At 62.6% G+C, this 13,657-nt stretch carries 16 protein-coding genes; 14 read left to right on the top strand and 2 right to left on the bottom strand.

Translation table 11 applies throughout. The annotated features are described in order from the left end of the window. The first annotated feature begins 27 nt into the window (after window positions 1–27). From flgK to AC0L3J_RS34865, 12 genes are all read left to right on the top strand, one after another. Window positions 28–1,506 (top strand): flagellar hook-associated protein FlgK, encoded by a 1,479-nt coding sequence (gene flgK / locus AC0L3J_RS34920; protein WP_473350098.1) that lies wholly within the window; start codon window positions 28–30, stop codon window positions 1,504–1,506. 3 nt (window positions 1,507–1,509) lie between these two features. Then, complete coding sequence (locus tag AC0L3J_RS34915; protein ID WP_473350097.1) at window positions 1,510–2,556, top strand: flagellar hook-associated family protein; 1,047 nt, start codon at window positions 1,510–1,512, stop codon at window positions 2,554–2,556. Window positions 2,557–2,623: 67 nt separating this feature from the next. Beyond that, window positions 2,624–2,968 carry a flagellar biosynthesis regulator FlaF gene (flaF, locus tag AC0L3J_RS34910; protein WP_456768226.1) on the top strand — a complete coding sequence of 115 codons (345 nt, stop codon included), beginning with the start codon at window positions 2,624–2,626 and terminating at the stop codon, window positions 2,966–2,968. Further along, window positions 2,968–3,378: a flagellar biosynthesis repressor FlbT gene (gene flbT, locus AC0L3J_RS34905; RefSeq protein ID WP_456768227.1), complete on the top strand. Its 411-nt coding sequence runs from the start codon at window positions 2,968–2,970 to the stop codon at window positions 3,376–3,378. The genes flaF and flbT overlap by 1 nt, the downstream gene beginning before the upstream one ends. A 14-nt stretch (window positions 3,379–3,392) precedes the next feature. Further along, on the top strand, window positions 3,393–3,806 hold the full coding sequence (gene flgD / locus AC0L3J_RS34900) for a flagellar hook assembly protein FlgD (RefSeq protein ID WP_456768228.1): 414 nt from the start codon (window positions 3,393–3,395) through the stop codon (window positions 3,804–3,806). Beyond that, window positions 3,803–4,069 carry a flagellar biosynthesis protein FliQ gene (fliQ, locus tag AC0L3J_RS34895; protein ID WP_456768229.1) on the top strand — a complete coding sequence of 89 codons (267 nt, stop codon included), beginning with the start codon at window positions 3,803–3,805 and terminating at the stop codon, window positions 4,067–4,069. The genes flgD and fliQ overlap by 4 nt, the downstream gene beginning before the upstream one ends. A gap of 85 nt (window positions 4,070–4,154) precedes the next feature. After that, window positions 4,155–6,236, top strand: a complete 2,082-nt coding sequence (gene flhA / locus AC0L3J_RS34890; RefSeq protein ID WP_473350096.1) for a flagellar biosynthesis protein FlhA — start codon at window positions 4,155–4,157, stop codon at window positions 6,234–6,236. Beyond that, window positions 6,233–6,985 carry a flagellar biosynthesis protein FliR gene (fliR, locus tag AC0L3J_RS34885; RefSeq protein ID WP_473350095.1) on the top strand — a complete coding sequence of 251 codons (753 nt, stop codon included), beginning with the start codon at window positions 6,233–6,235 and terminating at the stop codon, window positions 6,983–6,985. Before flhA ends, fliR begins: the two co-directional genes overlap by 4 nt. Window positions 6,986–6,991: 6 nt before the next feature. Further along, the gene (locus AC0L3J_RS34880) at window positions 6,992–7,411 is read left to right on the top strand and encodes a hypothetical protein (RefSeq protein WP_473350094.1); all 420 of its coding nucleotides are present in this window, start codon (window positions 6,992–6,994) and stop codon (window positions 7,409–7,411) included. Beyond that, window positions 7,408–7,893 (top strand): rod-binding protein, encoded by a 486-nt coding sequence (locus AC0L3J_RS34875; protein WP_473350093.1) that lies wholly within the window; start codon window positions 7,408–7,410, stop codon window positions 7,891–7,893. The genes AC0L3J_RS34880 and AC0L3J_RS34875 overlap by 4 nt, the downstream gene beginning before the upstream one ends. 42 nt (window positions 7,894–7,935) lie before the next feature. After that, window positions 7,936–8,448, top strand: a complete 513-nt coding sequence (locus tag AC0L3J_RS34870; protein ID WP_473350092.1) for a flagellar biosynthesis protein FlgN — start codon at window positions 7,936–7,938, stop codon at window positions 8,446–8,448. Next, window positions 8,445–8,903 (top strand): hypothetical protein, encoded by a 459-nt coding sequence (locus AC0L3J_RS34865; RefSeq protein ID WP_473350091.1) that lies wholly within the window; start codon window positions 8,445–8,447, stop codon window positions 8,901–8,903. Before AC0L3J_RS34870 ends, AC0L3J_RS34865 begins: the two co-directional genes overlap by 4 nt. Window positions 8,904–9,077: 174 nt before the next feature. On the opposite strand, the gene AC0L3J_RS34860 is transcribed toward AC0L3J_RS34865, so the two are convergent. Continuing rightward, a complete protein-coding gene (locus AC0L3J_RS34860) occupies window positions 9,078–9,848 on the bottom strand; it encodes a response regulator transcription factor (RefSeq protein ID WP_007595845.1) in 771 nt (256 codons plus the stop codon). 814 nt (window positions 9,849–10,662) lie between these two features. On the opposite strand from AC0L3J_RS34860, the gene AC0L3J_RS34855 reads away from it, so the two are divergent. Next, the gene (locus AC0L3J_RS34855) at window positions 10,663–11,631 is read left to right on the top strand and encodes a hypothetical protein (protein ID WP_473350090.1); all 969 of its coding nucleotides are present in this window, start codon (window positions 10,663–10,665) and stop codon (window positions 11,629–11,631) included. Between the two features lie 14 nt (window positions 11,632–11,645). Here the strand turns inward: AC0L3J_RS34855 and AC0L3J_RS34850 are convergent, their stop codons facing one another. Next, window positions 11,646–12,224, bottom strand: coding sequence for a MarR family winged helix-turn-helix transcriptional regulator (locus tag AC0L3J_RS34850; RefSeq protein ID WP_473350089.1), 579 nt, complete (start codon window positions 12,222–12,224; stop codon window positions 11,646–11,648). 424 nt (window positions 12,225–12,648) lie between these two features. Here AC0L3J_RS34850 and AC0L3J_RS34845 point away from each other — a divergent pair. Next, window positions 12,649–13,657 (top strand): MFS transporter (locus AC0L3J_RS34845; protein WP_473350110.1); only part of this gene is annotated, 1,009 nt, incomplete at its 3' end.

Genomic DNA, 13,657 nt, shown 5'->3' with positions numbered 1-13,657 from the left:
CGCACTCGTCCCGGCCAAGAGTAGACCATGTCCCTTACCGCTGCTCTCGACTCCGCTCGCGCATCGCTCATGGCGTCGGGCATCCAGTCGTCGACGATCTCGCGCAACATCGCCGGTGCCAGTGCCGCCGGCTATTCGCGCAAGATCGCCGTATTGGACAATTTCCCCGGGGCCGGCGTTTACGTGGCGGCGATCCAGCGCGCCGCCAGCTCGGGGCTCTACGACAATGTCTTGACCGCAACCTCGACGTCGGCCAAGCAGAGCGCGATTTTTGACGGTCTCCAGAAGATCGCATCTGCCACGGTGGACGATCCGGAACTCGACCAGTCGCCGACGGCGCAGCTCAATGCGCTGAAGAAGGCGCTCCAGCAATATGCCAACGCCCCGGACAACACCACGCTGGCGCAGGCAGCGGTGACGTCCGCCAAGGACATGGCGACCGCGCTCAATCAGGCGACTCTGACCGTGCAGTCGGCCCGTGAGGGCGCGGATGCCGACATGCAAACGTCGGTTCAAAACATCAATCGGTTGCTCTCCCAGTTCCAGACCGTCAACACCGCGATCGTGAAGGGGACGATCTCCGGCGACGACATCACGGACTACCTCGACCAGCGCGACAGCATCGTCTCGCAGATGTCGCAGGAGGTCGGGGTCTCGATGTCGCTCCGTCCCAACGGCGACGCGGCGCTCTATACCGACAGCGGCGTCGTGCTGTTCGACAAGATAGCGCGCACGGTGAGCTTTGCGCCGACGAACGCCTATACGGCCGGCACCACCGGCAATGCCGTCTATATCGACGGTGTTCCGGTGACCGGCGCCAATTCCGTGATGCCGCTCAAGTCCGGCAAGCTTGCTGGCCTCGCGCAGCTGCGCGACAATGACACGGTTACTTACCAGAGCCAGCTCGACGAAATCGCGCGCGGCCTGGTCGACGCCTTCAAGGAAAGTGACCAGTCGCCTGTTCCAACGCTGCCCGACGTCCCCGGTCTCTTCACCTATCCCGGCGCGCCGGCAATGCCGGCGAGCGCCACCGTCTTGGTGGGCCTCGCTGGTACGATTTCCGTTGCTGCATCGGTCGATCCGGCCCAGGGCGGCAATCCTAATCTGCTGCGCGACGGTGCGATCAGCGGCAACGTCGCATACCAATACAATACCGCCGGCAATGGCGGTTACTCGACCCGGCTGCAGCAGCTCATCGGCGCCATGGATGCGTCGCAGCCGTTCGATGCAACCACGCAAGGCAAGCCGAACGGCAGCTTGATCGACTTCGCGTCGTCATCGGCGAGCTGGATCGAAAACCAGCGCAAGACCGCCGACTCCAACGTCACCTACCAGAAAACGCTGCTCGACCGCAGCACCGCGGCGCTGTCGAACGTCAGCGGCGTCAACATGGACGACGAGATGTCGTTGATGCTCCAGGTCGAACGCACCTATTCGGCCTCGTCGAAGATCATCTCGACCGTCGACGAAATGTTGCAGAGCCTGCTGGCTGCCGTGGGAAATTAAGTCATGATGAGCGCGAACTACATCTCGACCTTGATGCTGTCGTCGTCGTTGAGGTCCTCGATCACCAACAATCAGGCCGCGCTGGCCAAGGCCTCGAAGGAAGCCACCACCGGCCGCTTCGCCGATGTCGGCCTCGAGCTTGGCGCCACGACGGGAGGCGACGTCACCCTGCGGGCGGATTTGAGCTTCGCCGATCAGCTCGTCGACACCAACGGGCTGGTCTCCGGACGCCTGGACATCACGCAGAGCCGGATCACCCAGCTTGGTTCGACCGCAACGGACTTCCTCAAGGACCTGATCGCGGCGCGCAGCACCGACGGCGGCGGGCGGATCATCCTGCCGCCTGCGTCCTCCAACCTCCAGGATCTGATTGGCGCGCTGAACGTCTCCTATAACGGCTCGTCTCTCTTCGCGGGCATCAACACGCAGAACACGCCGATCACGGCCTACACCGCGGGCTCGGCCAGCAAGAACCAGGTCGATGCCGACTTCCTTGCGACCTTCGGCTTCTCGCAATCATCGCCCAGCGTGAACACCATCACCCCGGCCCAGATGCAGACCTTCCTCGACACCACCTTGGATGCCGAGTTCGCGAGCCCGGCCTGGAACACCAATTGGTCATCGGCGACCGACCAGGTCATGCAAAGCCGTATCTCCACGACCGAGATCGCCGATACCTCCGTCAGCGCCAATCAGACTGGCTTCCGTAAGCTCGCCGAGGCCTACACCATGATGGCGGATCTCGGGAACGCGAACCTGGACCAAGCGACGTTCCAGGTCGTCGTGGACAAGGCCATCGGCCTTGTCGGGAACGCCATCACTGACCTTGCGACCCTCGGCGGCGACATCGGTACGGTCCAGCAGCGGATCACCTCCGCAACCGACAAGCTGAAGACGCAGCAGGACATTCTGAACAATCAGATCGTCGGCATAGAGAAGGTCGATCCGACGGAAGCGTCGGTCAGAGTCAATACCTTGCAGACGCAGATCCAGACGGCACTTGCGCTCACCTCGCAGCTCCAGAAGATCAGCCTCATCAACTATCTCTGAGTCCAGCTCCTTCGTAAGGTGCGTAACCCTTGTCTTGTTGTTCGGTCTCCTGCGCAGAGTTGTCCTGATGACGTTTGAAGCCTATGAATCGGTCGTCGACGAGAGCGGCTATGAGGCGCGGGGCCGCGAGCGGCAGGCGCTCAGCCTCGGCATCGACCGGCTCGAGCGGATCCAGGAGGACCGCTTCAGCCTCGAGGATCTGGTCGAGAGCCTGCTCTATGTGCGGCGGCTGTGGACGATCTTCATCGAGGATCTCGCGCATCCGGAAAACGGGCTTCCGGAAAAGCTGCGCGCCGACATCATCTCGATCGGGCTGTGGGTGGTCAAGGAAGCCGACCGCCTTCGCGAAGAAAAGTCGAATGACGTGCTCCAGCTCATCGAAATCAACCGCCTGATCCGAGACGCACTTTGATGAAGATATCCTTGCGTGCAGGCGAACGGGTCTACATCAACGGCGCGGTGCTGCGCGTGGACCGCAAGGTCTCCGTCGAGCTCGTCAATGACGTGATGTTCCTGCTCGAAGGGCAGATCATGCAGGCCTCCGACGCCACAACGGCGCTGCGGCAGCTCTATTTCATCGTCCAGCTCATGCTGATGAATCCGACCGATGTTCGGGATGCCTCGGCCCTCTACGGGCAGCATCATGCCGCTCTGCTCGCCGTGTGCGAGAGCCAGGAGATGCTGGCCGGGCTTGGTGCGGTCGACGACCTGGTCGGGGCGAGCCGTTACTTCGAGGCGCTCAAGCGGATCCGGGCACTGTTTCCGGTGGAGCAGGCCATCCTGGCCGGCGCCAAGATCGATTCCCCATTCGAGGCTGCCTGACAGCGGAGAGCGATATGAACGTCACCAGCGCGACCGATAGCACCAGCAAGTCGACCAGCACGACGACGACGACCTCGAGCACCGGCGTCGATTACAACACATTTCTTCAGCTCCTCGTCGCGGAGATGAAGAATCAGGATCCGACCAATCCGATGGATACCTCGCAATATATGAGCCAGTTTGCGCAGCTCTCGTCGGTCGAGCAGGCGATGCAGACCAATACCAAGCTCGACGCTCTGCTGTCTTCGCAATCGCTGTCGCAGGCCAATGGACTGATCGGAAAGACCGTCAGCTTCACGGACTCGACCGGAGCGAGCTTCAGCGGCAAGGTCGCTTCGGTCTCCATCAACAGCGACGGCTCCATCGCGACACTCGACAACGGTACCAAAGTCGCGATCGGCCCCGGTCTCACGATCAGCCAGTCATGAACGAACGGGATGCCCTCGACATCGTCCAGGCGGCGATCTGGACCATCATCGTCGCCTCCGGGCCTGCCGTCGGTGCCGCGATGCTGGTCGGCACCATCATCGCGCTGGTCCAGGCTCTGACCCAGATCCAGGAGGTGACGCTGACCTTCGTTCCGAAGATCATCGTCATTCTCGTGGTCGTCGCCATCTCCGGCTCCTTCATCGGAGCCCATCTCTCCACCTTCACCGAGATGGTCTATTCGCACATCGAGCGCGGCTTCTGATCCGGGCGGTCCCGGCCGCCTCTGCCACCACCCCCGCGTAAGCTTTGCACGGCAGATTACGGACCGGATCCTCTGCCGGTGACCCATGTCCGATACGTTAGCTGCTAGCCTGCCGACCCCGCGACGATTGGGCGCCGACGCCTTTTTCGCAGGCGGCATCGTGGCCATGCTCACGATCCTGTTCCTGCCGATACCGCCGATCCTGATCGATCTCGGCCTCGCATTCTCGATCGCGCTGTCGGCGCTGATCCTGATGGTCGCGCTGTGGATCCAGCGGCCGCTCGACTTCTCGGCCTTCCCGACCGTGCTCCTGATCGCGACGATCCTGCGGCTTGCGCTCAACGTCGCAACGACCCGTCTCATCCTGTCGCGCGGCGGGGAGGGGGAAAACGCCGCGGGCCACGTCGTTGCCGGTTTCTCGAAGTTCGTCATGGGCGGCGACTTCGTCATCGGCCTGATCATCTTCGCGATTCTGGTCACGGTGAACTTCGTCGTGATCACCAAGGGCGCGACGCGTATCGCCGAAGTCGGCGCCCGCTTCACCCTGGATGCGATCCCGGGCAAGCAGATGGCGATCGACGCGGATCTGTCCGCGGGCCTGATCGACGACAAGGAAGCCCAGCGCCGGCGGCGCGAGCTGGAAGAGGAGAGCGCGTTCTTCGGCGCCATGGACGGTGCCTCGAAATTCGTCCGCGGCGACGCCGTCGCCGGCCTGATCATCACCGCGATCAACATTTTCGGCGGTATCATCATCGGCGTGACGCATCACGGATTGACGCTGGCACGCGCCGCCGACGTCTACACCAAGCTCTCCGTGGGCGACGGTCTGGTAACGCAGATGCCCGCGCTGATCGTGTCGCTGTCGGCGGGCCTGCTCGTCTCGAAGGGCGGCACCAGAGGTTCGGCCGAGCAGGCGGTGTTGCGGCAGCTCGGCGGCTATCCGCGCGCGGTGTCGGCCGCCGCGCTGATGATGTTCGTGCTCGCCTTGATGCCGGGGCTGCCGACGGCGCCCTTCCTGCTGCTCGGCGGCGTCATGGCCTTCGTCGGATACTCGCTGCCGAGGCGGCAGGCAGCCCTGAAGCAGAAGGAAGATGCGCGCAAGGCCGACGAACGCGCCCAGGTCGATGCCAAGGAGTCCGTCAAGGAATCGCTCAAGACCGCGGAGGTCGAGCTGGCGCTCGGCGGCCACCTCTCGGTCCATCTGCTGGGCTCGCGCAACGAGCTGGCGCACCGCGTGGCCAAGATCCGCAAGAAGTTCGCCAAGCAGTACGGCTTCGTGGTTCCCGAGATCAAGCTCACCGACAATTTGTCGATCGATCCCAAGGGATACCAGATCCGGATCCACGACACCCGCGTTGCCCAGGGCGAGCTCAGGCTTGGCGAAGTGCTGGTGCTGGTCGACAAGGATGGCAAGCCCGACGTTCCCGGCGAAGAGGTGATCGAGCCGGCCTTTGGCATGAAGGCGCTGTGGGTGACGGACGCGTTCACCGACGAGGTCAAGCGCCAGGGCTGCAAGCCGGTCGACAATCTATCGGTGCTGCTCACGCATCTGAGCGAAGTGATCAGGGCCAACCTCGCCCAGCTCCTGTCCTACAAGGACATGCGCGGCCTGCTCGACCGGCTCGATCCCGAATACAAGCGCCTGGTCGAGGATCTCTGCCCGTCGCAGATATCGTATTCGGGGCTGCTGGCGATCCTGAAGATCCTGCTGGCCGAGCGCGTGTCGATCCGCAATCTCCATCTGATCCTCGAAGCCATCGCCGAGATCGCGCCCCATGTGCGGCGCTCCGAGCAGGTGGCCGAGCACGTGCGTACGCGCCTTGCCCAGCAGATTTGCGGCGATCTCTCCGACAACGGCGTGCTCAACGTCGTCCGTCTCGGCAACCGTTGGGACCTGGCGTTCCACCAGAGCCTGAAGCGCGACGCCAAGGGCGACGTCGTCGAATTCGACGCCGATCCGCGCCTGATCGAGCAGTTTGCGACCGAAGCCAGCGCCGCGATCCGCAAGTTCACCGAGAACGGCACCAGCGTGGTGCTGGCGGTGACCCCGGAAGCGCGTCCCTACGTCCGGATGATCCTGGAACGGGTCTTTCCGACCCTGCCGATCCTGTCGCATGTCGAGGTCGCGCGCAGCACCGAGATCAGGGCACTCGGAGCCATATCGTGATCAGCGGCCTCACCGACAGCGTGCTGGTGACGTTCATCGTGTTCTGCCGCATCGGTGCCTGCCTGATGCTGGTGCCCGGCTATTCCAGCGTCAACGTTCCGGCCCAGGTCCGCTTGTTCGTCGCGCTCGTCACGACGTTTGCGCTGACGCCGATCCTGATTGCTGTCCTGAAACCTCTCACGGACAACGCGGCGCCGCTGACCCTCGTGCTGCTGATCTGTTCCGAGTTCGTGGTCGGCAGCGTCATCGGCCTTGGCGGTCGCGTGTTCTTTCTTGCGCTCCAGACCATGGCCACCGTGATGGCCAGTGCAATCGGGCTGAGCAACATCCCGGGGACGCCGGTCGGCGACACCGATCCGGCGCCGGCCCTGGTGCCGCTGATCATGACATCCGTCACCACGCTGTTCTTCATGACCGACCAGCACTGGCAGGTCCTGCGCGGGCTGATGAACTCCTACGACGTCTGGCATCCGGGCGACCGGCTCGGCGGCAGCATGCCGCTCGACCAGCTCGTCGGCCGGCTGTCGGAGGCCTTCGTGCTGACGCTGCGGATCGCCAGCCCTTTCATCGTCTATTCGGTGGTCGTCAACCTGGCGGTCGGCCTGATCAACAAGCTGACGCCGGCGATTCCGGTCTATTTCATCTCCGTGCCCTTTGTGCTGTTCGGCGGCTTCCTGCTGCTCTACCTCACCAGCGACGAGCTCCTGACGCAATTCATGCTCGGCGTCTCGTCGTGGCTGGCGGAGTGATCGGTCATGACGTCGCGCGCGGACAAGCTCGGCCGGATGGTCTCGCTGGTGAAGCTCCAGCTCCGGCTGTCAGAGTGGCAGCTCGCGCATCTGCGGCAGCAGGAGCGCAGCTTGCACGACGAGCAGGAATGGCTGGTCGGAACTCTCAACGAGGGCAAGCCGCCGGCGGGATCATCGAGCGAATCGATCGCGCGGCGTCTGACCAGAACCAGCGTCGGCGCGCGCGCGATTCAGGCGCAGGCCTCGCAGCAGCTCGACCAGGTTCGCGCGGAGAGCCGCCGTGTGAAGCAGTTCGAGCAGGTCGGGAAGGCGGCGCTCGCGGACAAGCTTCGCGACGCCGAGAAGCGATCGCTCGAGGAGATGACGGGAACAAGCCTCACCGTGCGCGAGTGGACGCCACGGCCAGCCAACCGGACCAAGACATGATCGTGACAGCGACACCCGACCTCGTCCTCGACGTCCTCGACGCTGCCGATCCCGTGACGCAGCGCGCGGCCACCGCGAAGCTCGACGCGTTGAAATCATCGGACGCGGATTTCGCCGCCACGATGGACGCGGAGGCCGGCAAGGCGAAGGCCAAGACGGCTGCTGCCGATCAATCCGCGACGAAGGTTTCGGAACCGCAGTCGGGTGCGGTGAACGGGGCGCCGGTGCAAGTGATCAAGGCGCCGGCATCCGGCGAGGTGTACCGCAAGTTCGAAGCCTTCATCCTCCAGACCTTCGTCGAGACGATGTTACCGAAGGAGTCGGAGGAGGTCTTTGGAAAGGGCACGGCGGGCGGCGTCTGGAAGTCGATGCTGGCGGAGCAACTTGGTGCGCAGTTGGCAAAGGGCAAGGGCATTGGCATTGCCAAGCAGCTTGCTGCCGCGCATCCGGCGGGACCGGACGCTACGGGCAAGGCCGGATGATGATTCGGGAATGGGTGACAGAAGTTGAAGGGTGAATTTCCTATGCAGGCACAAGAAGGCGCGGCGGCCATGGTGATGGAGCAGCCGGCCATGGACACCGAGGCGATGACGACGGCGGCCGTGTCGGGGGATGCCCTGTTGCCCGTGCTGCTGCCGAATGTCGGTGGCGAGGTGACGAACGACGGTGCGGACGCAGCGAGATCGGACGAGGTGCGCGGCCTGTTGGCTGCGATCCGCCGGCTCGAAGGCATCGTCGAAGAGGAGACGGCCGCGCTCGCGACGGGCAAGAAGATCGACTTCGACGAGTTCAGCGCCCGGAAGAGCCGGAGCATGCTGGAATTCGTCCGCCTGATGCGGGCACGAATGCATCTCGGCGGCGAGGTCGAGATCACCGAGGAGGTCCAGCGGCTGCGCGAGAAGCTCGAGCGGAACCGTTCCATCCTCGAAATGCACTACGATGCGGTGCGCGAGGTTGCGACCATCATCGTCAGGGCCATCAAGGACGCCGAGTCGGACGGCACCTATACCGGTCGCGCAGCACAGGACGGAAAATGATCAGACTCGTTCTGGCCGGGCTCTGGGTATGCATCCTCACCGCGGGAACGAGCTATGCCGTGGCCTATTGGAAGGAAAATGGCAGCCTGCTGCCGGCAAAGGACGAATATCTTGACGGGCTGCAGTACCAGAAGACGCGGGCGCTGAGCGTGCCGATGGTCGAGAATGGCAACGTGCAGGGCTACATCGTCGCGCGCTTCGTCTATACCGTAGAGGCGCGGACCATGCACCAGCTCAACGTTCCGCCCGAGCCGTTCGTCGTCGATGAAGCCTTCCGCAGGATCTATGCCGACGACCGCCTCGATTTCAGAAAGCTTGCCCGTTACGACCTCTCCATCCTCACGACGGCCATCAAGCAGCGTGTCAACGAGCGAATGCAGGCCGAAGTCGTCCAGGACGTCCTTGTCGAGGACTTCAATTACGTGTCGAAGGAAGAATTCCAGCAGAAGCCCTAGGGTATTACCGGTTCTGATTGAATCAGAAGCGAGCCTCTAGAATTATACTTACACGCGAGCCGCAGCGCCGGGACTGCCGCGCTCTATTCGCCGTTGACGTCGCAGAAACTACAACGGCCTCTGCGAAGGTGGTTCGCAGAGGCCGTTGTCGGTTTCGTGGCAGCGCGCTGCCGATCAGTTTCCGGCCGGATACGCCACTGGGGCGGTATGCGCCCTGTTCAGCAGGATGCCGACTTCGTCGAGCTCCTGCATCGGCACGTCGATAGTCTCGCCGGCCGGGATGTCGAGGCGGTATCCGACGTAACGCCGGGCCACGATTGCATCGAAGCCGAGGCGGTCGCGGAGCTTCTTGCGCAGTTTGCTGACGTGGCTCTCGATCACGCTCTCGTCGAATGTCGCTTCGAAGATGCCGTAGACCGCGTTGAAGATCTGCGTCTTGGTGACCCACTTGCCGTGGTTGCTGACCATATATTCGAGAATGCGCAGTTCGCGGCGGGGCAGGGTGAGGGCGTGGCCAGCGATCTCGGGGTCACGTCCGTTGAAGAAGACCTGGATCCTGGTCTCGCAGGGCCTCGGCAATTCCCCGACCCGGCGGCGCGCAATCGCGGCCGTTCGGGCGAGGATCTCGCGGAGGTGAATCGGCACGTGGACGACGTCATCGACGCCCGATTCGAAGAGCTCCAGGGTGTTCTTGAGCATCTTCTGGCCGCTCATGGCGATGATCGGCGCCGAGGAGCGCTTGCGCATTGCCCGCGGCAGGCTTCCGCGGGTGTCGCAATCCCCGAGGAGGAAGGCGTCCACCGCGGCCAGATCCGATTCACTCGCAGATTGCAGCCAGTCCCAGAATTCTCCGGAGGAGAAGCCGATCGACGATACACCTTCGCGAACGAGCCCTCCGACATAGCTGTTCGTGACGCTCTCGCGATCATCAACGATAATATACATCAGTTTTTCGCCCCTGTTTCGCACTTGTTACGGCCGGTTGTTTGTTGTGATGCCCGGCTCGGCAACTGTGCTGTTTGACGATATTCCTTCCCGCGAACCGTTATTATGGTTTATTCGCGGGCAGCCCTACGCATTCAGTGCCTGCGTCTCGCAGGCCTGCTACTTCGACTCGATACTGAACGCTTACTGCGTGAGGCTCGGCGGGTGTCTTGCGGATCACCTCGCGGAGCGGATTGAGAAAGCGACCTAGAACAGTTGCGCCAAGTTGCTCATGCGTCCGAACGCCACTGTACTGTGTCGATCTCCTCGCCAACTGGCGAGAATCACTTGAGTAGGACCGTAACAATTGCCGATTTCCGATCAAGCGTGCGCAACTAAGCGTTTGCTACACGTGCTTGATGCTGTTGATTCGGTTCGAGTTGTTTCTTGGTATATTCAATCGCATCAGTTGATTTGGAATTCGAACTAGTTTTGCACCCTGGCGGTTCTAAAGTTCCGCATCCCCGTATGATTACAGCCATTTTGGATGGTGCTGCGCTTCATGCAAGTTGATGGATTTTCAACCCGGGATTGACTCCCGTGATCATCTTTCCACATGCGACAATTCGACTCATGTATGGCGAGGCGCCTCCAGCTTGGCGAAATCTTGGCGAGGGTGTGTCTTTCGAGTCGCACTCTCGCCACGTGCGTGACGCGTTTGACTCATGTGACGTCGCATCGCGCGTGATGAAAAGTTTTCGATGCGCACGTTTCAGGCAAGCTTCGGCAAATAATGTCACCGTTCGACAGATCGAACCGAACGGAGCATTCTCGCATGTTGTCCGATGGACAAGCTCGTCCCAACGCGACCGCCGATGTTTCCGCAGCGGCGAAACCGGCTGCGGCGATGCGCGATGCCAGAGACAATGCGGCGCCGACGGCCAAGCCTTTTGCAAATACCAAAGCTGCTGTGAACACCAAACCTGCTGCGAACACCAAGCCTGCGTCGGCAGCAGCGAGCGATGAAACTCTGGCGAAAGAGGCGCTCGAGGGCCTCAAGCGTATTCGCGCCAAGGCGCGCCTCGACAAGATGGCAATCCACAAGCCTACGCCGACCGTGATCAAGCCGGCCGTAATCGTGGCCAAGCCGCCGCCGCCGCGTCCGACATGGGTCGCGCCGCTCGCGACATTGGCGGTCGCTGCGATCCTGGTCGTCTGCGCCTGCACCGGCGTGATCGCTTATCTCACCACACAGCCCGCCCAGAGCAACGTCGCGGCCAATACTGAGATCAGGAATCTGCGCGAGACGGTAGCGCAACTGCGCAGGCAGGTGTCGGGCGTGTCCGACAATCTCGACGGCCTGCGCACCGCGGTCGATCAATCGAGCAAGGCGACCAATGACCGTTTTGGCCGTTTTGGCGAGAATCTGGATCGCATCGAACGGGTGAGCTCGTCCTCTACGGTGAAGCTCGACAAGCTTGCCCAGGTGCAGGCCCAGGCTCCGGCGCCCGTCACCTCACAGCCAATGCCAATGATGGCCTCGGCCGCTACGCCCGAGGTCACGGGATCGGTAACTCCGTCCGAACGCATTTCGGCGCCGCGCAAGACGGTCAAGGGCTGGTCGGTCCGCCAGGCCTATGAAGGGATTGCGATCCTGCAAGGCCCGAACGGCGTCGTCGAGGCGGTGCTGGGACAGCAGGTGCCCGGCCTTGGCCGCATCGAGGAGATCAAAAACGAGAACGGACGGCTGGTCGTCGAGTCCAGCGGGGGCGTCATCTATTCGTCACGCAAGGCAACGCCCTGAGCGAGGGCCGCCTTCTATTTGCGGTGATGCTCGAAGCTGGTGCATAGCAGATCGATCTCCGCTTCGGCGATCGGCGCGCGAAACAGGCGGCAGCTGAACTCGGCGGTCGTCCTGTTGTCCGTCGTGGTGCGATCTTCGCGGAGGAAGATGCATCGCTTGCAGACGTCGGTATGGTGCCGCTGTTCGGCCGCGTCCGACTGATCCAGCACGTGGCGGAGCGCGTCGCGGAAGCTGACCTTCGCCTCGTCCTCGAGCACGGCAATGGCCTCAACGAGGACGTTGACGGGATCGCGCAGCAGGAACTTCTTGCCCTGTTGGGTCACGCTCAGCATCACCGACCGCTTGTCCTGGGCCGAGCGCTTTCGCTCGAGATATCCGAGCCGCTCCAGCTCGCCGATGATGAACGAGGCGGTGCCACGCGTGGTGCCGACGTAACTCGCGAGCGCCGACGGCGTCCGGGAAAACCGGTTGGCGCGGGAAAGGAAACGCAGCGCCATCCACTCGCGGTCACGCAAGCCGTGCTTGGTGCCTTCGAACCACAGGATCCGGGCGACCTGTTCCAGCAGTTCGATCGATTCGCGAGGCAAGTTCATTTTAATTCCAGGTCGGATAAATCTTGATTCAATTGAGCTTTTGGTAGCGCAATCCGAGCGGCTGATAATGAAGATCCGAGGGAAGCGGAACCTTCTGACCGTGGAACTAGAGCGTCACGAAGAAAGTTCGAGTAAATCGCCCGGCTCAACTCTTCTGAAAATGTCACTCAAATGACCGCGGTGTACGCGCAGATTCCGCTTGCGCGGGATGTGCGTGCAACATGATGTGTCATTACGACCACCGCAAAGCCCATTTGTTGCGCGATGCGCTTCGAATTCCGCGAGCGGACGGATCGGCCGCAACTCGGGCAGTGGAAAAGGGGACGGGGGAACCACCGTTTTCGGTTAATGAATGTTGCGTTGCAATGCGGCCAGGCGGTTAAATCGAAATAGGATCGAGCCCGGGAATGCCAGAGTGTCGTCCGTGATCGAGCAAGTGAAGCCGTTCAGCGTCAAGCGCGCAGCATTGGCCGCCACCGTCGGCAACATGCTCGAGTTCTACGACTTCATCACCTACAGCTTCTTCGCCATCCAGATCGGCCATACCTTCTTCCCGACGGGAAGCGAGTACGGCAGCCTGATGCTGTCGCTGGCGACTTTCGGCGCCGGCTTCGTGACGCGGCCGATCGGCGGAATCGTGCTCGGGATCTATTCCGACCGGATCGGCCGGCGGCCTGCCATGCTGCTGAGCTTTGCGCTCATGGGGCTATCGATCCTGACCATCGCGCTCACGCCGTCCTATCAATCGATCGGCCTTGCCGCGCCCGTCATCGTGATCGCGGCGCGTATGGCGCAAGGCTTTGCTCTGGGCGGGGAGGTTGGACCGACCACCGCCTATCTGATCGAGATCGCCCCGCCCCAGCATCGCGCGCTGGTGGTGGCCTGGCAGCCGGCGAGCCAGGAGATCGCCGCGACCGCGGGCGCGCTCGTCGGCGTCATCCTGAGCAGGACGATGGCGCCGGAGATGCTCGACGCCTATGGCTGGCGGGCGGCGTTTCTGATCGGGGCGGTGTGTCTGCCGTTCGGGTTCTGGATGCGCCGGACGCTGCCCGAGACGATCCCGCAGGCCGAAGCCGGTGCCCGCACCGTCGAGCACACCAGCCATCTTTCGCAGGCGAGACGACACCTTGGCATCATCGGACTTGCGCTGATGATCCTGGCGAGCGGCACGATCTCGACCTACGTCACCCAATACATGACGACCTATGCGCAGAACACGCTCCATGTGTCGTCGACACTGGCTTTCGCCGTGTCGCTGGTCAGCAACGGCATCCAGTTTGTCGGTGCGCTTGTCGGGGGCTGGCTGGCGGATCGTCTCGGTCGCAAGCCGGTGATGATCTGGCCGCAGCTCGCAACGCTGCTGCTGACCTACCCGACCTTCCTGTGGATCGTCCATGCGCCCGGCGCGTTGTCGCTCCTGGTTGGTTTCGGTG

Source organism: Bradyrhizobium sp. Kon37, from assembly GCF_055807535.1.
The sequence above is the reverse complement of the archived record's forward strand: the minus strand, read 5'-3'. Positions and strand labels throughout refer to the sequence as shown.